The 23,761-nt window shown below is 40.9% G+C and carries 19 protein-coding genes, 1 pseudogene and 1 riboswitch; of the genes and pseudogenes, 16 read left to right on the top strand and 4 right to left on the bottom strand.

The genetic code is table 11. From position 1 onward, the window contains the following. Positions 1-153: 153 nt before the first annotated feature. Entirely contained in the window at positions 154-1,407 is a 1,254-nt protein-coding gene (locus VSQ32_10055; GenBank protein MEH2943191.1) for a transposase, read from the top strand. 394 nt (positions 1,408-1,801) lie between these two features. Here the strand turns inward: VSQ32_10055 and metK are convergent, their stop codons facing one another. Further along, the gene (metK, locus tag VSQ32_10050; protein ID MEH2943190.1) at positions 1,802-2,989 is read right to left on the bottom strand and encodes a methionine adenosyltransferase; all 1,188 of its coding nucleotides are present in this window, start codon (positions 2,987-2,989) and stop codon (positions 1,802-1,804) included. A gap of 218 nt (positions 2,990-3,207) precedes the next feature. Further along, positions 3,208-3,304, bottom strand: a riboswitch (SAM riboswitch). 208 nt (positions 3,305-3,512) lie between these two features. Here metK and VSQ32_10045 point away from each other — a divergent pair. After that, positions 3,513-4,634, top strand: a complete 1,122-nt coding sequence (locus VSQ32_10045) for an HD-GYP domain-containing protein (GenBank protein MEH2943189.1) — start codon at positions 3,513-3,515, stop codon at positions 4,632-4,634. A gap of 127 nt (positions 4,635-4,761) precedes the next feature. Then, positions 4,762-6,303, top strand: a complete 1,542-nt coding sequence (guaA, locus tag VSQ32_10040; GenBank protein MEH2943188.1) for a glutamine-hydrolyzing GMP synthase — start codon at positions 4,762-4,764, stop codon at positions 6,301-6,303. 196 nt (positions 6,304-6,499) lie between these two features. Here guaA and VSQ32_10035 read toward each other — a convergent pair whose 3' ends face one another. The 3 genes from VSQ32_10035 to VSQ32_10025 all read right to left on the bottom strand — a co-directional run bounded on the left by VSQ32_10035 (position 6,500) and on the right by VSQ32_10025 (position 10,727). Beyond that, on the bottom strand, positions 6,500-7,951 hold the full coding sequence (locus VSQ32_10035) for an IS5 family transposase (GenBank protein MEH2943187.1): 1,452 nt from the start codon (positions 7,949-7,951) through the stop codon (positions 6,500-6,502). 196 nt (positions 7,952-8,147) lie between these two features. Beyond that, positions 8,148-10,127 (bottom strand): P-loop NTPase fold protein, encoded by a 1,980-nt coding sequence (locus VSQ32_10030; protein ID MEH2943186.1) that lies wholly within the window; start codon positions 10,125-10,127, stop codon positions 8,148-8,150. A 57-nt stretch (positions 10,128-10,184) separates the two neighbouring features. Beyond that, positions 10,185-10,727, bottom strand: a complete 543-nt coding sequence (locus VSQ32_10025; GenBank protein MEH2943185.1) for a helix-turn-helix transcriptional regulator — start codon at positions 10,725-10,727, stop codon at positions 10,185-10,187. Between the two features lie 319 nt (positions 10,728-11,046). Between VSQ32_10025 and VSQ32_10020 the strand changes: the two genes are divergently transcribed. From VSQ32_10020 to VSQ32_09960, 13 genes and pseudogenes are all read left to right on the top strand, one after another. Further along, positions 11,047-11,289, top strand: coding sequence for a hypothetical protein (locus tag VSQ32_10020; GenBank protein MEH2943184.1), 243 nt, complete (start codon positions 11,047-11,049; stop codon positions 11,287-11,289). A 56-nt stretch (positions 11,290-11,345) separates the two neighbouring features. Then, positions 11,346-12,419, top strand: a complete 1,074-nt coding sequence (locus VSQ32_10015; protein ID MEH2943183.1) for a site-specific integrase — start codon at positions 11,346-11,348, stop codon at positions 12,417-12,419. Next, positions 12,416-12,838 (top strand): hypothetical protein, encoded by a 423-nt coding sequence (locus VSQ32_10010; GenBank protein ID MEH2943182.1) that lies wholly within the window; start codon positions 12,416-12,418, stop codon positions 12,836-12,838. The genes VSQ32_10015 and VSQ32_10010 overlap by 4 nt, the downstream gene beginning before the upstream one ends. A 9-nt stretch (positions 12,839-12,847) precedes the next feature. Further along, complete coding sequence (locus VSQ32_10005) at positions 12,848-13,807, top strand: ParM/StbA family protein (GenBank protein MEH2943181.1); 960 nt, start codon at positions 12,848-12,850, stop codon at positions 13,805-13,807. A gap of 128 nt (positions 13,808-13,935) precedes the next feature. After that, on the top strand, positions 13,936-14,451 hold the full coding sequence (locus VSQ32_10000; protein ID MEH2943180.1) for a hypothetical protein: 516 nt from the start codon (positions 13,936-13,938) through the stop codon (positions 14,449-14,451). Positions 14,452-15,134: 683 nt separating this feature from the next. After that, positions 15,135-15,380, top strand: coding sequence for a hypothetical protein (locus tag VSQ32_09995; GenBank protein ID MEH2943179.1), 246 nt, complete (start codon positions 15,135-15,137; stop codon positions 15,378-15,380). After that, a complete protein-coding gene (gene mobC / locus VSQ32_09990; protein ID MEH2943178.1) occupies positions 15,373-15,774 on the top strand; it encodes a plasmid mobilization relaxosome protein MobC in 402 nt (133 codons plus the stop codon). The genes VSQ32_09995 and mobC overlap by 8 nt, the downstream gene beginning before the upstream one ends. Further along, a pseudogene (locus VSQ32_09985) lies at positions 15,750-16,445 on the top strand (relaxase/mobilization nuclease domain-containing protein). Before mobC ends, VSQ32_09985 begins: the two are co-directional and overlap by 25 nt. A 49-nt stretch (positions 16,446-16,494) precedes the next feature. After that, positions 16,495-17,772 (top strand): DUF6040 family protein, encoded by a 1,278-nt coding sequence (locus VSQ32_09980; GenBank protein MEH2943177.1) that lies wholly within the window; start codon positions 16,495-16,497, stop codon positions 17,770-17,772. 150 nt (positions 17,773-17,922) lie between these two features. Continuing rightward, the gene (locus VSQ32_09975; GenBank protein ID MEH2943176.1) at positions 17,923-18,312 is read left to right on the top strand and encodes a TnpV protein; all 390 of its coding nucleotides are present in this window, start codon (positions 17,923-17,925) and stop codon (positions 18,310-18,312) included. Between the two features lie 137 nt (positions 18,313-18,449). Next, positions 18,450-19,379: a restriction endonuclease subunit M gene (locus tag VSQ32_09970; protein ID MEH2943175.1), complete on the top strand. Its 930-nt coding sequence runs from the start codon at positions 18,450-18,452 to the stop codon at positions 19,377-19,379. Between the two features lie 6 nt (positions 19,380-19,385). Further along, the gene (locus VSQ32_09965) at positions 19,386-20,426 is read left to right on the top strand and encodes an Eco57I restriction-modification methylase domain-containing protein (GenBank protein ID MEH2943174.1); all 1,041 of its coding nucleotides are present in this window, start codon (positions 19,386-19,388) and stop codon (positions 20,424-20,426) included. 1 nt (position 20,427) lies between these two features. Then, entirely contained in the window at positions 20,428-23,760 is a 3,333-nt protein-coding gene (locus tag VSQ32_09960) for a DEAD/DEAH box helicase family protein (GenBank protein ID MEH2943173.1), read from the top strand. Position 23,761 lies beyond the last annotated feature (1 nt).

Raw genomic sequence — 23,761 nt, 5'->3', positions numbered from 1 at the left:
TCCGCAGTTCTATCCAAAAAAGTCCAATTATCCACATATCACCATCTACAATTTTTGTAAAATGCCTAAAATATAAGGAATCTTCTTCCTTTTTGATGTAAAATAAAGTCGCCACAACAATTATCCACTAAACAAAAAAGAGGAGGATTCCTTATGGCTCATTTTACATCAAATACCTACACTTTGAAACGGGAAATTTTAACTTTTTCTAATAAAATTTCCAAAAAGCTTTCAAAACCGGACAAAAAGTTTATTGCCGATATGACTTACGGCATCCTCGCTTCCGGAAGTTGCCTGTTGACCGACATCGTAGACCAGCTCCACGAACGTTCCAAAAAAGTCAATTCCGTAGAGCGGCTCACCAGGCATTTGAATAAAGGGATTCCTGGAAAAGCGCAGAAATCATACCTTTACACCATACGCAAATGGATTCCGGATGAACCTGTCGTCCATATCGATGACAGCGATATCGTGAAACCGGATGGCCGCAAGTTTGAATCCCCTGGCCTCGTCAGGGATGGCTCCAAAAGCACGGACACAAAGAACGTCTATGAAAAAGGCTACCATGTCACAGAAGCCTGCGCCCTTACGAAGAATGGCCATCCCGTCAGTATCCTCTCTAAGGTCCATTCTTCGAAAGAGAAAGACTTCACATCCATCAATGATGTGACTTTTTCAGCAATGGAACAGGCAGCCTCCCTGTTCGGAAAGGCCACTTTCGTCATGGACAGGGGATACGATGACAACAAGATGTTCCTGAAACTCCATGGGCTGGAACAGGACTACGTCATCCGCCTTACGACAAAGCGCAAACTCCTTTTCCATGGGAAATGGGTCCCGGCGACACATCTTCGGGAACAGCGCAAGGGCAAGATCAAAATGCCGCTTTATTATAAAGGCAAAAACCATGATGCCTATCTTTCCCATGTGAAAGTGCAGATCACGGCTTCCAGAAAGGACATCTACCTTGTCCTGGTCTACGGTATCACGGAGCATCCCATGATGCTGGCTACAAATAAAAAAATCAGTTCCAGGGAAGATGTCATCCGGATTGCAAAGCTCTACTTTTCCAGATGGCGCATTGAGGAGTATTTCCGCTGCAAAAAACAGGTATTTCGCTTTGAGCATTTCAGGGTACGGAGACTCAAAGCCATCAACGCTTTAAATTTTTATATCACCTTATGCATGGCATTCCTGGCACACCTGTCCATGAAGCCGGAGACGAATGCCCTTAAAGTCTCCATCATAAAAACGGCTGCTCCCATAAAGGAGAAAGTGGGCTTCAGCTATTACCGGCTGGCAAAAGGCATCATCGGCATACTCTCGTATGCGAAAGAGGGCATCAGGCTCTGGTTTCGGACGAAGCGTCCGGCTTACCGTCAGCTTTGCCTTAAGCTGGCCGTCTGAATAGAGAAAAGAATAGTTCTCCCACAGTCCGGTTCCGGCGGGGCTTATTTCCGGTACCTCTACTCGCAGATGCTGCCTCTCGACTGCATTCAAAAAATGGCAGATTGGTACTTTTAATAGGCATATTCATTTTTTCAGTGCAGTTTGCGGAAACTCAAGAAAATAGTTATCTGATTTACCCCACCGAGGGAACTGCTTTTGTACATAATTTGGATTTTGCAGAGTTTTGTTATGGATTCGCAGATATCCTCGTGCAGAAAATCAGAAATAAAAGTACCAAAAGATATTTTTATACTTTGGAGTAGCAGAGGATTTCCTGCAGAAGAAAAATATCCGGCCTTCTGCCGTTTCTATGGCAAAAGGCCGGATATCAGATAATATTACCCGTATATTTTTACAAATATTTTTTCAAAACTTCTGCTTTATCAGTTGCTTCCCAGGGCAGATTCAGATCATTTCGTCCAAAATGTCCATAGGCTGCTGTCTGTTTATAGATAGGACGTCTTAAATCCAGCATTTTGATAATTCCTGCCGGACGAAGATCAAAGTTCTCTCGGATGATTTCTACCAGTTTCTCGTCGGAAATCTTTCCGGAGCCAAAAGTATCTACCATAACGGAGGTAGGCTGTGCAACACCAATAGCATAGGACAACTGAATTTCACATTTGTCTGCAAGTCCTGCTGCCACAATATTTTTTGCAACATAGCGGGATGCATAAGCTGCGGAACGGTCTACCTTGGTGCAGTCCTTACCGGAAAAAGCTCCGCCGCCATGACGGGCATATCCGCCATATGTATCCACAATAATTTTCCGTCCGGTCAGTCCGGCGTCTCCCTGGGGTCCGCCAATTACGAAACGTCCGGTGGGATTGATGAAAAATTTCGTATCCTCATCTACCAGTTCCTGCGGCAGAATGGGGTCAAATACATATTTTCGGATATCTGAATGAATCTGTTCCTGGCTTACCTCCGGGTCATGCTGTGTGGACAGAACTACCGCTTCCAGGCGTCTGGGCTGGCCCTGTTCGTCGTATTCTACAGAAACCTGTGTTTTTCCGTCTGGCCTCAGGTATTTCAAGGTACCTTCTTTGCGAACTTTTGTAAGCTGAAGAGCCAGACGGTGTGCCAGAGAAATGGGATATGGCATCAGCTCCGGTGTCTCATTGGTGGCATAACCAAACATCATACCCTGGTCTCCGGCGCCGATTGCCTCCAGTTCTTCTTCGGACATTTTATTTTCTTTTGCTTCCAGCGCCTTGTCCACACCCATGGCAATATCTGCTGACTGTTTATCCAGTGCAACCATAACTGCGCAGGTATTTCCGTCAAATCCCATGGCAGCATCTGTGTAGCCAATTTCCTTTACGGTATCTCTGACAATCTGGGGAATATCAATTTCCGCTTTTGTGGTGATTTCTCCTGTTACGAGAACAAATCCGGTACATGCCGCGGTTTCACATGCTACCCGGCTCATAGGATCTTTCGCCATTAACGCATCCAAAATCGCATCTGATACTGCGTCACATAATTTGTCCGGATGTCCCTCTGTTACTGATTCTGATGTAAATAATCTTTTTTCCATTTTTTTCCTCCTGTTTACTGTACCTTATGTAGCCAGGTATTAACATTTGCTTTTAGAGAACAAAGCGGACAGCTCCACTTTCTCTCCGTGACCTGTGTATAATAATTTTTGCTTACAGGAAATACTTTCACGCATTAGCGTGACGTCCTAATCCTGTAAGATAAAAAAGTCCGCTTAACAAATAAGCGGACCCGACTCTTACAAAAGATTTTCAAATCCTCTTATTGTTCGATTACTCGCTCAGGTTGGCACCTTCCGTAGAGGGGTTGCCGTGGCTTCACAGATCCTATGTATCTCCACCACTCTGAATAAGAGAAATTAATAACTGACAGAACAGATACATTCTATTCAGTATAACAATATTCGGTTTTCAATCTTTCTTCCCCATTAACATACTACCTTTTTTTTATTCTGTCAAGTATTTCTTTCTTGACAAATGTTGCCTTTATTTTTATACTTAAATGAGTAGTTTGAATTTGTATGTTTTATGGATTTTTTTATAATGTAACAGGGGGAAACACAAATGAAGAATTATCCTATCAGAGATTTACGTCCCGGCATGAAGGTTGTAGAACCGGTTTATACTAACAGCGGACAGATGGTTATGGATGCCGGTACTGTTCTGACCTCTGCATTGATTGACCGTCTCTCTTATTATGGGATAGCTTCTGCTTCTGCAGAAGTTCCTGTGGGAACCCGGTCAACCCCGGAAACAGATAAAAATAAAAATGTCAGTATGCCGAATCCCAGCCGGGCTTCCAATCCATCCTATTCTCAGAAAGTGAAATCTCAGCCGGAATTTATGGCATATCAGATTGAATATACGAAAGAGGTAAATTCTATTCGGAGTTTACTGGACGGCATCATTCAGAATCCAACACAGCCCATTGACATAAGCAAGGTTCTGAATGAATGTTCCAAACTGACTTCTCTGACTAAAACTACCGTAGATTTATTTGATAAACTGCACAATATGCGGCTGGATGATGACAGTGTATATTCCCACTGTCTGAATGTGGCACTGATTGCCCGGCAGATGGGAAAATGGCTCCATTTTTCAGTGGAAGACATGGATGTGCTGACTCTGTGCGGTCTCTTCCATGATATTGGAAAAGTTCAGATTCCGGATGAGATTCTGAACAAACCGGGAAAATACACAGATGAGGAGTTTGCTTTGATTCAGCAGCATCCTGTAACAAGCTACAATCTTTTGAGATATCTGTCCATCGATGAACGCATCAAAAAAGCAGCTCTGATGCACCACGAGCGTTGTGACGGTTCCGGTTATCCTCAGAAGTTGAAGGCTGACCAGATTGATGATTTTGCGGAAATTATTGCCATTGCAGATGTATACGATGCAATGACCGCAGCCCGTTCCTACCGCTCCCCTTTATGTCCTTTCCAGGCAATTGACATGTTTGAAAAAGACGGACTTCAGTTATACAGTCCCAAATATATCCTGACATTCCTGAACCGTATTGCAAACACCTATCAGAATAATCGGGTATTGCTGAATAACGGACAGAGTGCGAACATTGTTATGATTAATGCCAAACATCTTACCCGGCCCATGATTCAGTTAGACGATGGTTCGGTAGTAGACATGCTCAATCTTCCGGAATGGGAAATCATCAAAATCATATAAGAATCAAAACTCCATGAAAAGCTGCTGTAAAATATGGGAGTATTTTCCAGAAATATCCCTGTATTTTCCAGTAGCTTTCATAAACAGCAGAATTTTCTTCTGCCATACAACACAGGAGGGAAAAATTTTGGATAGAGAAACAGTCATCGTTCTTGATTTCGGCGGACAGTACAATCAGCTCATTGCCCGGCGCGTACGGGAATGTAATGTATACTGTGAGGTAAAATCTCATACCATGAATCTGGACGAAATAAAAGCCATGAAACCGAAAGGTATTATTTTCACCGGAGGGCCAAACAGCGTTTATGAAGATACCTCTCCCAGTTGCTCCAAAGAAATATTTGAATTTGGAATTCCCATACTGGGAATCTGTTATGGCTCCCAGCTAATGGCCCATTTACTGGGCGGAACGGTAAATACCGCACCTGTCAGTGAGTACGGCCATACAAAGGTGTCCGTTGATACCACAGATATTTTGTTTGATGACACATCTTCAGAAAGTGTCTGCTGGATGAGTCATACGGATTATATTGCTCAGGTGCCGGAGGGCTTCCGAATTACTGCTCATACTCCTGTCTGTCCGGTTGCCGCAATGTCATTTCCGGAAAAGAAACTGTATGCAACCCAGTTCCATCCGGAAGTTATGCATACCAGAGAAGGTATGAAAATGCTTGAAAATTTTGTTTTTAAAGTATGCGGCTGTGCCGGGGACTGGAAAATGGATTCTTTTGTGGAAACCACTATTCAGAGTCTGCGGGAGAAAATCGGCGGTGGTAAAGTGCTCTGCGCTCTGTCCGGCGGCGTGGATTCTTCTGTAGCTGCAGTGCTGCTCTCAAAAGCAGTGGGAAAACAACTGACCTGCGTTTTTGTGGATCATGGCCTGCTCCGCAAAAATGAGGGGGATGAAGTGGAAAAAGTATTTGGCCCCAACGGGGAATATGAATTGAACTTTATCCGTGTCAACGCACAGCAGCGGTATTATGAAAAGCTGAAAGGCATTACGGAGCCGGAAGAAAAACGAAAAATTATCGGTTCAGAATTTATTCGCGTATTTGAAGAGGAAGCAAAAAAAATCGGTGCTGTGGATTTTCTGGTGCAGGGTACCATTTATCCGGACGTAATAGAATCAGGCCTTGGGAAATCCGCTGTCATTAAATCTCACCACAATGTGGGAGGCCTTCCGGATGTGGTGGATTTCAGGGAAATCATTGAACCCCTTCGTATGCTTTTCAAGGATGAAGTCCGCAAAGCCGGACTGGAGCTTGGCATTCCGGAATATCTTGTATTCCGCCAGCCATTTCCGGGTCCTGGCCTTGGAATCCGTATCATCGGCGAGGTGACGGAAGAAAAGGTGAAGATTGTCCAGGAGGCGGATTATATTTATCGGGAAGAAATCGCAAAAGCCGGACTGGATAAAGACCTGGGCCAGTATTTTGCAGCTTTGACCAACATGCGTTCCGTGGGCGTTATGGGGGATTTCAGAACTTATGACTATGCAGTGGCCCTCCGGGCTGTGAATACCTCTGACTTTATGACTGCAGAAGCGGCGCAGATTCCCTGGGAAGTGTTGCAGAAAGTTACCAACCGAATTGTGAATGAGGTGAAGGGGGTTAATCGGGTACTGTATGACTGTACCGGAAAGCCGCCTGGAACAATTGAGTTCGAGTAGATAGGGAAAACGCTACAGCCCAGTGTTTATAGGGGGTGTAGCGTTTGTTTTTTTGGAGTGCTTCTATTTTGCTTCTAAATTTTATTTTTTTGCATACGTTTCCAGTTGAACTTTGCAGAGCTTCTAACTGTCATCACACTTTCAAGATGTTTTCTGGTTTCCTATCTTTTTTGCCTTCTTAGTTAGTGTCTGCTGATTAAGTAGCTATCTGCAACTTCCAACTCTTACATCTGCTCCGGTCATGCCAGAATCGGAACAGATGCAAAAGAGCGCAAAGTATTCGCCTCTGAATCCTGAACAGATTCGTCACGAATACAGATAATGCAATAGAAGTCAGCTGCGTTTCTTCCAGTTTTGTGGTAATGCAGCTCATACCATAGCAGCGTTTGCTCAGGCTGAAGGTGCGCTCCACTTCGATTCTATCGGTATTATCCTGATACTCTTGCTTTTTATCAACTTTTGCTGTGGCACTTGGTCTGCCCAGCTTTGGACCTGATAACCGGATCCCATGCTCCTTGCAATAACTCCTGTTTTCCCTGGTCCGATATATCTGATCTGCCAGAACACGTTCCGGATAATAACCAGTACGTTCTTTGAAACGCTCTATTGCTTCAATCAGGCAGGTACTCTCGTTGTATGCCTCAAAAGATATTTTTTCGATACGCCCGTAACCTTCGCTGTCAAGACTGAGATCAAATTTTGCACCAAATTCAACAGGTGCTTTGACCTTACCTCTGACAATCGGTCGAAGCCATGGCTGCGCAATGCTTACAATGCGATGCTCCACAGAATGGACTCTGTTATCATACATATACTGTTGCTGTTCATGCAGCTTGATGATGGTAAGATACAAGTCGATATCCTTACCTGCCATGGCGTATCCATCACTCATGAACTGTTCCAAATAGCCAAGATCTCTTTTCACATAGCCAAGCTGTCTGCGGATTGCGCTGCGGATTTTCTTTGCCGTGTGCTTTCTGCTCTTGGCAAATGCAAGATACTCTTTTCTGGCGCGTTTGCGGTATCTTCTGGGCAGCTTAAGACCATAACATTTACAAAATCGGTAAATGATGTTTTCCAGCTTCTCTCTTGCTTCGTTCAAAAGCGAGATGTCCTGCGGATAACGTATGTTTGCAGGTGCACAGGTTGCATCAAGGGTCAGCGTTCCTTTGTTTGTATCTTCTTTTGCAGTACCATCATCACCGGATTTTCCTACGGATGGAGGAGTATGGTCATCTTTGTCATCATCCTTATGGGAAAGAAGATACTCGTTTACTTCCATCAGCATCTCTGCGGAAATGCGTTTACGGAAGAGAACCAGTGTACTTGCATCAAACGGAGCTTCTTCCCGAAATCCAGGAAGCCCGATAAAGTATTGCAGATACGGATTCTCTGCGATCTGTTCTACAAGCTCACGGTCGGAATACTGGAACTTGGTCTGGATGATCAGAGCTCCTAATGCCATACGAAGAGGCTTGGCAACATTGCCCGTATCACTTGGAAACAGCTTGGCATATTTTACTTCAAACTCGTCCCATGGGATGCGGTCAGCCAGTTTGATCCAACGGTTATCCGGATTCATGTGGAGTCCCATAGGCTGGTTGAAATCGAGGAATGAATGCTGTAACTTGTCAATCGGTTTGTACATTGTTTTAGCTCCTTTATACTCAAAATCTGTAAAAAACTGCAAGAAAAACGATTTGTTTTCGTCAAAATCCTTGCAATTATTGTACCAGAAAACGGGGCAAAAGTCAGTAAAATCAAGTGTTTGCAACCTAATCAGCAGACACTAGTTAGATTTGATATTAGATACAATCTACATACGGGGAACTCTATACGCATATTTATTCTAATCTTTTTTGATAATGCTCTAAAATTGATGTAATTTGTTTCTTTAACCAACCTAAGTTAGCACGTATAATTAAATCATCATAATTCTCTGGAATTATTGCTTCATCAATATCTTTTAGTGCAGAAAGGTCATCAAGGCAATTTTTACTGCGAACAATATTTGATGAGTACAAAGTATTTAAAATATGTCTGAATTCATCTATATCAGCGGCATTTGAATTAGCAATTGTTTTTATCCATATATCTGTTGGTGCTTTGCTGAATAATACACTGTCGGGATCATAATTTATTCTATAGTCTGTAACGAAGTTATCCAGTTCGTGAGCCCAATCAGAGCCATTTAGTATATCAATAATGCTTTTTTCTTTTGAGAGATCGCTTTTTTCAGCAATGGCATTATTTAGTTCTCTGAGTTGTGATAGTACTTTTTCTTTAAATACTTTATCTTCAACAAAAAATAAATCAGAATCTATTTTAACTGGATTATTGCTGTTATTTATATTGTTTAACATAATTGATTTAAATTCATTCAAATACTCTGAAGAAAAACCAATATCTATGAGTCTTTGTAATAATATAATGATTTTTTGATAGACAAAAAAAGGATATTTATCATCAGTTAGTCTATCTTTAATGTTTTTAATCTGTTTCTCGCACCATTCTTGAGAATGGTAGTAATAACCATTATATAACTGATTAACAGGATCATTAATTGAAAGTTTCTCCCTTAATTGCTCGTTTATATACTTGTTTATATCAGATTTAAAATCGTCAGAAACAAATTCTCCAGTTTCAACATATTTTTTTACTGCTATGGATTTAGGTCTTACATCATAATGAATTTTCTGCCATTCATCTGTTGGTGGCTTAAATTCGGACTTGAATTCGATAGCCCAAATAAAACAGTCTTGGATCAAAAATGACATTACAGCATCGAAATAGTCATCGTCAATTGATAATTCTGACAATCTTTGACAAAGATATGATATTTTTGAAATGTAAAATTGAAATGTTCTTAAGTTATGATGAGAATACTGGTTCATATAATCGTAGAATATGTCAATATGTTCATTTAATTCTTTGGCAAGAGTATTGTCTAAACTGGTATTTGAGATAAGCTGTTTGCATATCTCTCTTACATTTGGTTGATAGTGTAAAGTAATGCCTATTAATTTTTCTCGGATTTTTTTGTATTGACTATCATATATTTCATCAGAAAAAAGCAGCCTCCTTCTTTCTTCAAGTTCAGAAATTTTGATTTTACCATTGTTCGTATTATAAGTATGATAATGGTTATTTGAGTCTTCTTTCTTTTTCCATTCAATCCTATCATTTAAAACTAAAAAGTACTGGAGTTCTTTTTGGACATGGAGTTCTTTCATGGAGATTTCCTTTTCGTTTGCGATAAGGATAACCTTTGTGTTCTCATGTTCTACAAGACCATTTATAAATCCAAATAGTTCATTGATAGGGCAGTCGCATCTCTCTAAATCATCAAAAATGAATATGAAGTCTTTCATTAAAAACCAATCGGAAGTGAATTCAAAAACATTAACATTTGGTAGAAATTTTTCCCTAACTTTATTTAGAATTTTTTTAGATGTTGACAGTATATTTCCGATAGCAGGTTCTATATTGTTTGGAGCTTTTTGTTTTATATATTTAGGGATGTTTTTAATAATGGGATTTATATGCTTTGTTGTTCTTTGTGCTAAAAAATTTTTTGCTTCTTCTGCAAAAACCCATACCATTGCCTCTTGTATATCTTGAATTGTCTTGCATCCATACAAGGAAATGTATTTTGCTGTTCTTTTGTTGGAATCTTGCTCAAGTTCTTTGATTTTATCTAAAAGAATATGTTTGACAAAGTAAGTCTTACCACATCCCCATTCACCATCTATAAGAATTGCATATTGATAAGAATCATCTTTTAAGTATCGGTTGACTTCTTCTATAATTTGATGTTCAAACATAAATGCCTCCTTGGTATAAAAAACACTATTCATTATTATTCATGCCTTGTAGTTCTTTTAATTCCTGTTTTTTATAACTATGCCTTCAGTACCTTTCTTCACAACCATATTACTATCCATCAAATGTTGCTTCACCTCATCCGCTTTATCCCGCATATCAGCAACTTCATTCTGGTATTCTTCTTCTGTTTCAAACTCGTCTCTGGCATCCACTGTTTTTTGAACCAAGTCCCTAGTTCTCGCCCATTTTGCAAGTCTGTCATTGATTGCCGGATTATTGAATTTCAAAGCAATGGAATTCTGATCATATTCCCCTTTCTTATTCTTCTTACCCGTAAATTCAATATCTAACTGCTCGTCCATCTTAAAAATCAGGGACAGCACATCTGATACTGTTTCAATATCAAAATCCATAAAGATGTTAATGCTGATGCCGAGTGCATTAGCGATTTTCAAAAGCTGTTCCGGTTTTGGGTTGCGGTCTCCAGCTTCATATTTCCGTATCGTTACTTCATTTATGCCGCCTGCCAGCTCTCCCAGCATTTTTTGGGAGATGCCACGCATTTTGCGGTAAGTCTTTATTTTTTCTCCAACAGTCATTAGAAATCCTCCAATAAGTATATTTGACAGATACATTTGTATTGTAGCACAGGCAGAAAGAAATGAAAACAGAAAAATGACAGATAAGAACAAAAAGGGCAGAAATGGTGGGATAGGATGGAAGGCAGTAACGAGACGGGATAATTGGAATATATCAAAGCAGGAATTTCCAGATAGAAATAGAGGTAAGGAATGGATTTTACAAGATGAAAAATAAAAAATTGAAAAATTCTATTGACAGGATACATTTGTATCTGCTATTATGTGAATTACACGAAGAGATACAAATGTATCTAATATTATGAGAGGGGGAATTTTTATGGGGACAACCAGACAGATGTTTTTATCGGTGGCTGAAATTCAAGGGCTGCTGGGAATGTCAAAGTCATACTGTTATGAGTTGGTAGCAAAGCTCAATGATGAATTGGAGAAGATGGATAAGATTGTCATTCCGGGCAAGATTCCAACACAATTTTTCCTTGAAAAGTTTTACGGTATGGAACTCACAGATGAAATGTTGGAAGAAGCCAGAAAACATGCAGTTAAAAAGCAGACAGTTTGATTTATGCCGGAATGCCAGACGGATGATGGTATTTATGGGGCAGGAAAGGAGAGCAAATGAATTTAAGCAAGGACAAGAAAACAGGAAAATGGTTGTGCCAGTTTTATTATACGGACTGGCAGGGCAACCGGAAGAAAAAGTTTAAACGTGGTTTCCGAACAAAATCGGAAGCGGAGGCATGGGCAAGGGATTTTTTGCAACAGCAGGAAAGTAATCTGGAGATGCGCTTCGACAAGTTCGTGGAGATTTATCTGGAGGATATGGAGGCGAGGCTGAAAGAAAATACGGTACGCACCAAGCGGTATATTATTGATTTGAAAATTCTCCCTTACTTTGGAAGTCGCGCAATCAACGAAATCAAGGCAGCGGATATCCGCAAGTGGCAGAATGAAATGCTGAAAAAGGGTTATTCAGAAACGTATCTCAAGACCATTAACAATCAGTTGTCGGCTATTTTCAATTATGCGGAGCGATATTACGACTTGCAGGGAAGTCCATGCAAGAAGGCAGGAAGTATTGGAAAAAGTAGGGCAGAGGAAATGGATTTTTGGACGAAGGATGAATATCTGCAGTTCCTTGAGGGAGTGCGGGACAAGCCGGTATCCTATATGGCATTTCAGCTATTATACTGGACTGGGGTAAGGATTGGAGAATTGATGGCATTAACTTATAACGATATCAACTGGGAACAGAGAACGATTTCCATTAACAAATCTTATCAACGGATTCAGGGCAGGGATGTGATTACTACACCAAAAACTCCTAAAAGCAATCGTGTTATTACATTGCCGGATTTTTTGGTGGAGGATTTAAGGGAATACACATCAAAACTTTATGGCATCATGCCGGATGCAAGGATGTTTCAATTTACCAAGAGTTATCTGACTGCGGAGATGCTTCGTGGCGTGAAAAAGACGGGAGTAAAGAAGATTCGCTTGCACGATCTGCGTCACTCGCATGCCAGTTTGCTTGTGGAGATGAATTTCTCTATCAAAGAAATTGCTGACCGTTTGGGACATGAGAAAGTGGAGACAACATTGAACACTTATTCCCATTTATATCCCAATAAGCAGGCACAGCTTGCAGATAGGTTAAATGGAGAATTTCAGAGAAAGGAGCTGGAGATATGAGTGGCGTACACAAAAATCCAACCATCAGTTTTCGGATTACGGAGGATGAAAGGCGGCAGATCGAAGCAAAAATTATTGCCAGCGGAATGAGCAAGAAAGATTATTTTGCCCGCAGTTGTATTTATAACAGGGTATGTGTGGTGGGGAAGAAAGAAACGGTGTATCGACTGGTTGAGGAACTTCGGGAGATGCAGACCGTTATTCAGGAAGTAGCAGAGCAACTAAGGAAAGAAGAAACAACATTGACGAATGAAGGTTTGCAGGAAATGCAGACAGATTTTGTAAATATGCTGAAAGCTATTTTATGGATGCTGGACGGTGCAAGGTATTTGTGGGAAGGAGCAAACACCAGCGAAAAACAGTCTGCAATATCGGGTGTTGAGTCGGTATCAGTTGCAACCGAGAATATGCAGGAATGAAGCAATGTTATGGATTTTAAAAGCACAATGATTTGTGCGGAAAGAGAGGTACTTATGTATTTTAATGAGAAGAATGTATTGCTTTGCGGTCTGGATCATGGCTTTTCTACCATGAAAACCACTCATGCAATCTTTGACAACGGGGTGGAACAGTTGGGCGGGGAGGCAACCTTATCCAACAATACCCTTGTTTACAATGGAAAAAATTATAAAGTGGGGGAGGGCAGACTGCCCATGATGAAAACCAAAACAGAGGACGAGAGTTATTTTCTGCTGACACTGGCAGGAGTGGCAAAGGAACTGGATGTGTACCACAAACAAAGTGCAGATGTTATTCTGGCGGTGGGGCTTCCGTTCAGTCGGTTCGGGCAGGAGAAACAGGAGTTTCGTGATTATCTATTTCGGAAAGGGGAGATTTTCTTTCGGTACAGTGGAAAGGATTACCAAATTTGCATAAAAGATGTGATGGTATTTCCACAGTGCTATGCTGCCATTGCAGACAGGATGCGGATGTATGGTGCAGAGAGCCTGATTGTTGATGTTGGGAGCAAGACGGTTGATGTGATCCATGTCCAGAAATATGTGCCAGTGGAACGGGAAAGCACCAGCATCCCGGAGGCATTGATCCAGTGCATGGAAGGGATTAAAAGCAGTGTATACCAGATTTGTAACAAGAAAGTAAGCGAAGATATCATCCGTCAGATGATTGTAGATGGAGATGCCATGATACCGGAAGATTGCAAGTCGGTTATCAGAGATGGACTGCGGAATTTTGCAAAAGGGATTGAAGCGAAGCTGTCAGAGTTGGGATTTGATTTAGAAATGATGCCAGTTGTGTATGCCGGAGGCGGTGCGTTAGTAATGAAACGCTATGGAACAATACGGGGAACTCATGTGCATTATCTGGATGATATACGGGCAAATGCCAGAGGGTATGAGTATCTGGCGAGGCAGAAATGTAAGTTGTGATGTTGTTAAGGTATTTGGTCAGCTTTATGGGAAAGTAGATTTTCCATAAAGCTGTCAGATGCGGAATGAATCAAAAGAGTGAGATATATTCTTTTTATCTGTAATCATGGGAAGAAGGGAGCAGACGGATGGCAGGAAAAAAGGAAGTACAGAAAACGGTTGCTTTTCGACTAAATATTGCGAAAGAAGAGGAACGGGAATTGTACCATGCCATTATGAAGCATGGACGGGGGAGGGAGAATGATATTTACGGTAGTTCCGGTGCTTATGTGAAAGCGGCTCTTAAGCATTACCACAGGCAGGAAAGTGAATTAGAGTTGCAGGAGCGGAACCGACAGGAAATGCAGAGTTATTTGAAGGAATTGGCAGAAAAACAGGGCGAAGTGTTTCTGGATAAACTGGTGGAACATGACAAAAGACTGGCGGCTATGGTAGCAGAGGCAGTGATTCGTGCAGTTGATGATAGAAAAGTTTCTACTGGTGCAAGCGAAGAATATGGCAGGTCCGATGACGACAATTTCTCCAGTATTTTTAAGGAGAGTATGGAAGAACAGGATGGCAAAACGGAACAAGGTACAAGTTTGGAAAATACAAAAGAGGACGTTCTGCCGGAAGAAGCCCTTGCTTATCTGTCTGGATTGTAAGAAGATTTTTATTTTTGTTTTACAGTGTGTCAGACAATGTTGCACAGTTTGTCAAACAGCAGAAATAAAGTGATATTTGTGTTTAACAAATTGTAAAACAAAACAGTGGTGTGTTAAACAAGTGTATCCGGTATTTTTATGGGAATTACAATTTATATTTCTGGGGAATATGGCAGGAACAGGTCGGCTGCTTTGCAGCCGAGTGATTTTTCTCCGGCAATGGACGAGTGGAAAACAATCCTCTGAAACAGAGCCTTGTTTTCCACTTGCCCATTCCCTACGAAAAATCACAAAACCACTATCATCCCCTTGGAGGTTTCTGAAATTTTTTTCGGGGGCGAATGTGGGGAAAGCAACGCTCTTGCAGAGGCTGCTTTCTCCACATCCACACCCCTCAAAAATCGCTGTAATCGTGGTGGGGATGATAGGCAAGTTTCGCAAAACGGCATGCCATTTTGCACCGGATGCACCCTATTCGGGCACATCCTAAACTTGCAAGGGAGTTCCACTCCCTTTGAACCCTTGGTTAGCTCTCCGAAAATGAAACTACGAAACGTCCACTGAAAGTTTCTCCGTTCCATTTTCGGAGAGCTGGGAAATGTACTTATTGCAGTTTGGTTTGCGTAAGCAGATGTTTATCCAGGTATTTTGTAGTCCATGTGTTTTTATTCTACCAGTAGATCATGTTGAAAAATGCTAAGATATCTGTTTTTAGTCAGTATTCAATTAGAGGGGAGATTGTTAAACACATGCCGGATTTAAGGAAGAATTACACATTTTGGTTTTTTGGAAGAATGGCTGCTGGCATTTTATCAGCAGAAAAATCATTCATGGTGAAGATGCTGATTGCGGTTTTTGTATATCAGCAAATAGAGAGTGACAGTTTAGTATCATTTAAAGGATTTCAGAGGGAGGATTTTTATGCGTAGAAGAAACAAAAATGTATCGGTGCGTATGACGGAGGATGAATATGCAGCTCTTACTATGAGGGTGGCGGAATCCGGTCAGACATTACAGTCATTTATTATCAATGCAGTGCTGGGGGCAAAGGTTTCCGGCAGGGAGGAAGTAAAAGAACTACAAAAGTTAAACGGACATTTTGCCGACACCAACAGACAGCTCAGGGGCATGGCAACAAATATCAACCAGATGGCACATGTGGCAAACGGCTACGGACAGATACCACAGCAGTCGCAACTGGAGCAGTTGCACCAAGAACTGCAGTTGTTCCGAAAGGAGTTTGATGCTACTTGGCGATTAATAAGACAATTAATAAGTCTACAAAAAGTCATGGAGCCATGCGGAACTGTATCGAATATGTGACGAGGGTGGATAAGACCAGAGGGGAACTGGTGGAGGTTATCGGTCCTTACGAGCCGGATTCCATTTCTTATGATGGTGTATACCAATCCTTTTTGGAAGAAAAGCGGATTTGGGGCAAGGATTCCGGCAGGATGTATGCCCACAACATTATCTCTTGGCATGAGGACGAACCGATTACACCAGAGCAGGCACTGGAGTTTGGAAAGGAATTTGCGGAACAGTGGTTTGCCGGATTTCAAAGTCTGGTAGGTGTGCATATAGATCGGAATCATGTGCATTGCCACATTGTAACCAATTCCGTTAGTTTCATGGATGGTCATAAGCTGCATAACACAAAGAAAGATTTACAGCGTATGAAGGATTTTACCAATCGGATGTGCTTGGAGAGAGGATTGAGTGTGGCACAGAAGGGCAGGGACTTTCATGGAAATGAATTGGAGCAGGGAACAGTCAGAGCATGGAGTAAAGACAAATATCATTTAATGCAGAATGAATCTAAGAACAGCTTTGTGGCAGACTGTGGGATTGCCTGTCTGGATTCTTTAGAAATAAGTTGCAGCAGGGAGGAATTTACCCAGCATATGGCAGAGAGGGGATGGAATGTGATATGGAAGGACAGCAGGAAGCACATCACGTTTCAAAATGCAGAGGGGAAGAAAGTGCGTGACAGTAACCTTTCCAAGACATTCCATCTTGATATATCAAAGGAGGCATTGGCAGATGAATTTGAAAGACAGGCGGCAGTCAGAGATGAAACCGCCCGATATGAGCGAGAACTTGCAGACAGACGAGAGCAAGAAAACGCAGAGTTGGAACGATACTACCGAGAAGTACAGGATGCTGCTGGCGGATCAGTCCGAGACAATTCGCACACAGAAGAATACGATCAGCGAACAGGAGAAGATAATCCGCCAGCAGGTATCGGATATCAGGGAACAGAACCGAAAAATATCGGAATTGAGAAGCAATCTGGAGCAGGTCAGAGCAGATATGGCAGAGACGGAAAGCAATCTGAGAGAACAGCACGAGAGCAGGCTATCCGAGAAAGATTCGCAGATCTTGCAGGCACAAAATCTGGCTCAGGAATGGAAGAAGAAAGCCGAAAAAGCAGAGCTGGACTTGAAGCAGATGGAACAGAATCATTCCTCACAGATATCCAGACTCAAGTCCGAGATTCAGAATCTCAGCGACAAAATCGTGAAGCTGAACGGTGCAGACTTGGTGCTGAAAGAGAACGAAAAACTCAAGAAGCAAAACGGGGAATTGCAAAAGAGCGAGAGAAAAGCCAGAGAGGAGGCGGAGAAAGAGGTCGCTCACGTTAAATCGGAGTATTATCAGAAAGAGCAGGAACTTGACCGATTGATTGAGGATGCAGAGCAGGAAAAGCAGAAGGCAATAAGTGTGCAGTCTGTGGTTCAGAAGTTGACCGATCAGAAAGCGAATCGGTTGACAGAAGATACCCGCAGGCAGTTACAGATTTGGTATCAGACGAAAAAAGCAGCAATGCAGGGATATGTGGGAGTGCTGACTATGATATGTTTTGTGACAACGATATTGTCTGTTATTCGGCAGAGAGTTTTTTGTGGGGATGCCATTCAATTTTTTAAGGGATTTGGAAAAGTAATTCAGATTTTTGCGGTTCATATGCACGCTACTATTTTATCAATAGCAGAAGTAACGGAGAGAGTGCCAAATAATGTGGCAGCGGTTATTTTGAAATGGGGCATGGTAGTTTTGCTATGGATAATGCCAGCAGCATTGATTGGATTTGGAATATACAAGTTTTGGGAGAAGTATGGTGAAGATATCCGTAAAGGGATTGATGTGTGGAATTGTTCTGTAGCAGTGCTCATTTTGGCGTGGCTGGTGTATTTTGGAGATTATGTGAAAGAGCTTGTTTCTGTTAATCTGTTTGGAATATGGCTGTTGGTGGATGTATTGTTGGTGCTGATAGGCTGGTATGTGTGGGGATGTAAGAAACACAGGGGATTGTGTTGATTTAGAAAAGACATAATAAGATTTTATGGTTGTCTGCGTGTAATGGGGAATAAGAGGTAAGTAACGTGGGAATCGGGGAAAGCGAGATTATTGAAAATTGTGAATAAGTATAAGTCTGGGTGCGTTGCACCCAGCGGAAAGGAGATCGTTATGGGAAAAGATAAGTTGGAGGAGATTATTGTAGAGAATGGAATTACATATCATTTAGCAGAGGATGGTTGTTATTATCCACAACTAAGCCTGGAACAGAAAACAGATTATGTGATAGGAAAGTACGGTATCATACGTGGGGAGTATATGATAAAGTATCGGAGGCATGAGTATCTGAAAATGCTTATGGCTGGTACTTGGAATCAGCATCTGCATGACGTGGATGAGGAGTGTCACAGGGAGGTGGAACTGGCGGTAAAGCGGATTATGGAGAAAGAGGGTGTGACGGAGCAGTTGAAGAAGGAGAAACTGCTGGAATGGGTGGGAAGGGTGAATGGGATAAAGGTAAGGGTGGAGGAGATTGTGAAAGAAGAGATTATATACAGGTAGCCAAAGGGGAGCGGAGAAATCTGCTCCTATTCATTATGCAATTTAAATTAAAAAATTTCTCGAAATTTTAATGATTTGATGGTATACTTTAATTTGGATGATTATAGATATACACAGTGTTGAAAGGGGCGTACCCTGTGATTATAAATATTCAAGATGATATTTTGAAGATACAGGCATTGGGATTGCTTGATAAAATATTAGCAGATAAAACCACGAAACGAAATATTATGTGGGCTACTGATGCACACAGTGCATTAGGGACAAAGTATGAGCGTAATGAACAGATTACTACGGATTTGATAACAGGTAGCAATGCGGGAGTTATCAAGACGCGTGCCCGTAAAGCAATGGAGCAGCAGACCGAAAGAACCAGACAGCATGCTGAGGTATTCACGCCATTGTGGATTTGTAATAAGATGAACAATTATGCGGATGAAGTGTGGTTTGGAGATAAAGATATCTTTCAAAAAGACGGGAAACCAACTAAACGAGTGGTATTTCAAGAAGAAAATGACTGGAAATGCTATGTAGATTCCAGAAGGCTTGAAATTACTTGCGGAGAAGCCCCGTATCTTGTTAGCAGATATGATGTAGAAACAGGAGAAATGATTCCTATTGTGAAACGTATAGGAGTATTGGATCGAAAGTTACGGGTAGTGAATGAAAATACGCATACGGAAGCAGAATGGTTTCGATGGGTAGAGCGTGCTTTTCAGGCAACTTATGGATATGAATTTCAAGGGGATAATTTGCTGATAGCACGTGTTAATCTTTTAATGACCTTTGAGGAATATCTGCAGGACAGGTGGCAACGTAAACCGTCTGTAGAAGAATATAGGAAGATTGTCAAAGTGATTGTCTGGAATATTTGGCAGATGGATGGATTGACAGGAACTATTCCATATAGTACAGCAGAAGAAACATATCATCAAATGGATTTGATGGAACTGTTGGGGATAGATACAAAAAGTGAAGAAGAGAATACGCAACCACCTTGTCGTATTTTTGATTGGCGTGGTAAATGTTCCAGTATAGAGTTTTTATCATTACAGAGAGAGGGATAAGATACTATGAAGTTTGATTTTGTTATTGGTAATCCGCCGTATCAGGATGAATCTAATGGGGAAATGAGGAATTATGCCCCGCCGATTTATGATAGATTTATGGATGCATGTTATGAAATTGCTGATGTAGTAGAGTTGATTCATCCGGCAAGATTTTTATTCAATGCTGGTTCAACTCCAAAGGCATGGAATGAAAAAATGCTCCAAGATGAACATTTCAAGGTGCTTTATTATGAAGAGGATGGAAATAAGATTTTTCCATCTCTTACTACACCGCTAAGGGGTGGTGTTGCAATTACATATAGAAATGCATCTGAGTCATATGGTGCAATCCAAGCATTTACAAAATTTCCAGAGGTTAATGCTATATTACAGAAAGTAATCAATGATGCATCTTTTCAAACATTGATGGACATTGTTTATTCGAGAACATCATATCGTTTTACTGATAGAATGCACGAAGAGCATCCTGATGCGATAAATAAATTAAGTAATGGACATGCTTATGATATGTCTTCCAACATATTACAGCGATTACCTGACATTTTTTTTGATGTTGAACCAGATGATGAAAATGATTATATTCAAATTCTTGGACGAGATAATGGTAAGCGTGTGTATAAATATATTCGTAGGGATTATGTGAAGCGAGTTGATAATCTTGATTTTTACAAATTATATGTGGCGCAAGCAAATGGAAGCGGAGAATTCGGCGAAGCAATGAGTGATCCTGTAGTTGAAAAGCCAGGGGTAGGAGCTACGGAAACATTTATTAGTATTGGGAAATTTGATACAGAGGATGAGGCTAAGTCGGTAGAAAAGTACATTAAAACTAAATTTGCTCGTACTTTGCTGAGTGTTTTGAAGGTAACTCAAAATGGCAATAAGCCTGTATGGCGGATGATTCCGTTGCAAAATTTTACAGAATCCTCTGATATTGATTGGTCAAAATCTGTTCAAGAGATTGACTCACAACTATATGAAAAATATGGCTTAGATGAACAAGAAATTGATTTTATTGAATCGCATGTAAAGGAGATGGAATAATATGAGCAATACAACGAAAATCCAGTCTTTTACCCATGTGGTTCCAATGATTTATGCCTATAACACACCGGGAGTTACATACCATGAGGGATGGACAAAGATTGGATACACAGAAAAACAGACAGTATCACAGAGAATAAATCAGCAGGCACATACAGTAGGGATAAAATGGGAACTGGCATGGCAGGATAATGCCATGTTTAAAGATGGATCTGGTGAGTACTTTACAGATCGGGAGTTTCATACTTTCTTAGAATCTGCCGCAAAGATAGAACGTGAACCGGGAACGGAGTGGTTTAAAGTTAGTGGGCAGGATTCTCAGAACTACTTTAATCAATTTTCCAGACGTGAAAATATAGAGCAAAATGAAGAAAAATGCACCTATGTTTTGCGTAAGGAACAGCAGGAAGCTGTTACTATGACAAGGGAGTATTTTAAAAATGGTGGCTCAGAGTTCTTGTGGAATGCAAAGCCAAGATTTGGTAAGACATTAGCTTCTTATGATTTGATTTGCAATATGGGTTTTACAAAAGTTCTTATTGTTACAAATAGACCAAGTATAGCAAACTCATGGGCAGATGATTTTCACAGATTTATTGCATGGAAAGAAAAACTCTGTTTTGTTTCAGATACAGATGCCTTAAAAGATAAACCGGGAGTCATGACCAGAGATGAATATACGAAAGTTATGACACCACTTGATGATACAGAAGTAAAAGGAATGGTTGCGTTTGAGTCTTTGCAGGGATTAAAGGGTTCTGTTTATTTTGGCGGAGACTACAAAAAATTAAAATGGATGAGTGATTTGGAGTTTGATCTGCTGATTGTAGATGAGGCGCAGGAGGGTGTTGATACCATAAGGACGGACAGGGCATTTTCTAATATTACCCGGAAGCATACGCTCTATCTATCAGGAACACCTTTTAAAGCATTGGCAAATGAGCAGTTTGCGCCAGATCAGATTTTTAACTGGTCTTATGCAGATGAACAGGAGGCAAAGGAAAAATGGGACAAAGATGATTATAACCCATATGAAGCATTGCCGAGACTTACCATGTATACTTACCGGTTGTCAAATATGATTTATGAGAAGATTCAAAAGGGAATGGAACTTCCAGATGAAGAAGGGAGTATTGATTACGCATTTGATTTAAATGAATTTTTTATGACCAATGAAAGTGGTAGATTTATTCATGAGGAAGAAATTTGTAAATTTTTTCATGCTCTGAATACACAGGAAAGGTATCCATTCTCTACACCAGAGTTGAGAGAGGAGTTATCCCATACACTGTGGATTTTAAATCGTGTCAGCAGTGCAAAAGCATTAGCTAAGCTTTTAAAGGAAGATGAGGTATTCAAGGAATATCATGTTGTTTTGGCAGCAGGAGATGGGAAGCTAGATACAGAAAAAGAAAATGAGAGTTCCTACAATAAAGTAAAAAATGCAATTGCAGAATACGATAAGACTATTACACTAAGTGTCGGTCAGCTTACAGTTGGAGTAACCGTGCCGGAATGGAGTGGTGTGCTTATGTTGTGCAATATGAAAAGTCCTTCTTCATATATGCAGGCGGCATTTCGAGCACAGAACCCATGTATCATGACCAGAAATGGACAGCGTTATCGTAAGGAAACAGCTTATATTTTTGATTTTGATCCAGCGAGAACACTGATTATTTTTGATAAATTTGCTAATAATTTATCGCCTGATACTGTAGGCGGGCATGGGACGGGAGAAGAGAGAAAGGATAACATTAAACGTCTTCTTAATTTCTTCCCAGTGCTTGGGGAAGATGAAGAAGGAACAATGGAAGAACTGGATGCGGCAGCCGTTCTTTCTATTCCAAGGAAGATTAAAAGTCAGGAAGTTGTCAGACGTGGATTCCTGTCTAACTTTTTGTTCCAAAATATCAGTAATGTATTCGGTGCGCCGAATGTAGTGAAAGAAATTGTGGAAAAATTGACACCAGCTCATGAAGAATCAAAGAAAGGTAAGCAGGACACATTAGAAGGCATTTCTGATGTAGCTGTGAATGAAAATGGAGAAGTGGAGATTCCTAAAGAAGTTGTGATTGGGAAAGCACAGGATTTGTTTGGCACAAAAGTATATGAACAGTTTGCGCAGGATGTTCAGTCACAGGTAAACAACTTTGCAGAAAGTGGAACTTATGAGGTGGACAAGCAGATAGAAACGCTGGTAGATACAGTAAAAGACAGTATTAAAGAGAATGTGCTTGCTCCGGTTATAAACGAATATGAAGTTAAGAAAGGGATGCAGAACCGTTTAGAAAAGCAAGTGAACCGAGAAATAGAGCGTTCTTTTGAAAAAATCCAGGGAGACTATAAACAGCAGGCAGCGATTGCAAAAGCTGAATTTGAGCAGAAGCAGAAAGTGGCAGAATCGGAGCAGGAAGTTAAAGTGGCAGAACAGGAATTTCAGAAGGATATGGCTGATGCAATGGCAACTTTTGTAAAGACGGTAGAGGAGAATGTCCAAAAAACTATAGAAGATAAGCCGAAAGAACTGGTGGAGCAATTGGAACGGAACAAAGCGGAGCAGGAAAAGAACAGTGTGGAGGAAGAAGTGCGGGCACATTTGCGAGGCTTTTCCCGAACTATTCCCAGCTTTATCATGGCTTATGGCGATGGGGAACTGACACTGGCTAATTTTGATGATTATACGGAAGATGATGTATTTCTTGAAGTGACTGGCATTACCGAAGAAGATTTCCGCTTTTTGCGTGATGGTGGAGAGTATGAAAATCCTGAAAGCGGAGAGATGGAATACTTTGAAGGACATTTGTTTGATGAAGTAGTTTTCAACGATTCTATACAGGAATTTTGGAACAAGAAGCAACAACTGGCGAATTATTTTGATGAATCTTTGGAAGAAGATATTTTTGATTATATACCACCACAGAAAACCAATCAGATTTTTACCCCTAAGTGGGTAGTTACGAAAATGGTGGATGAATTGGAAGCAAATAATCCCGGCTGCTTTGATGATCCGGATAAAACATTTGCAGATCTTTATATGAAGTCAGGTCTTTATATTACGGAGATAGTAAAGCGTCTGTACCGTAGTGAAGCAATAAAGACAGCTTTTCCAGATGATAAAGAACGCATTCGTCATATTTTGCAAAAACAAGTGTATGGTATGGCACCGACCAGAATTATTTATCTGATTGCGACTAATTATATTTTGGGGTTTGATGAGGATTTGAAAGAGGAAGTGCATAATTTTATAGAAGCGGATGCGGCAGAAGCGGCAAAGAAGGGGGAGTTGGAGAGATTGGTGGAAGAGTGTTTTGGGGGATGGGAGTATAAAGGATGAT

The sequence above is a fragment of the Lachnospiraceae bacterium JLR.KK002 genome (assembly GCA_036941025.1).
GTDB lineage: Bacteria > Bacillota > Clostridia > Lachnospirales > Lachnospiraceae > Petralouisia.
Note: the sequence above shows the minus strand (reverse complement) of the source record. Positions and strands in the feature narration are given on the sequence as shown.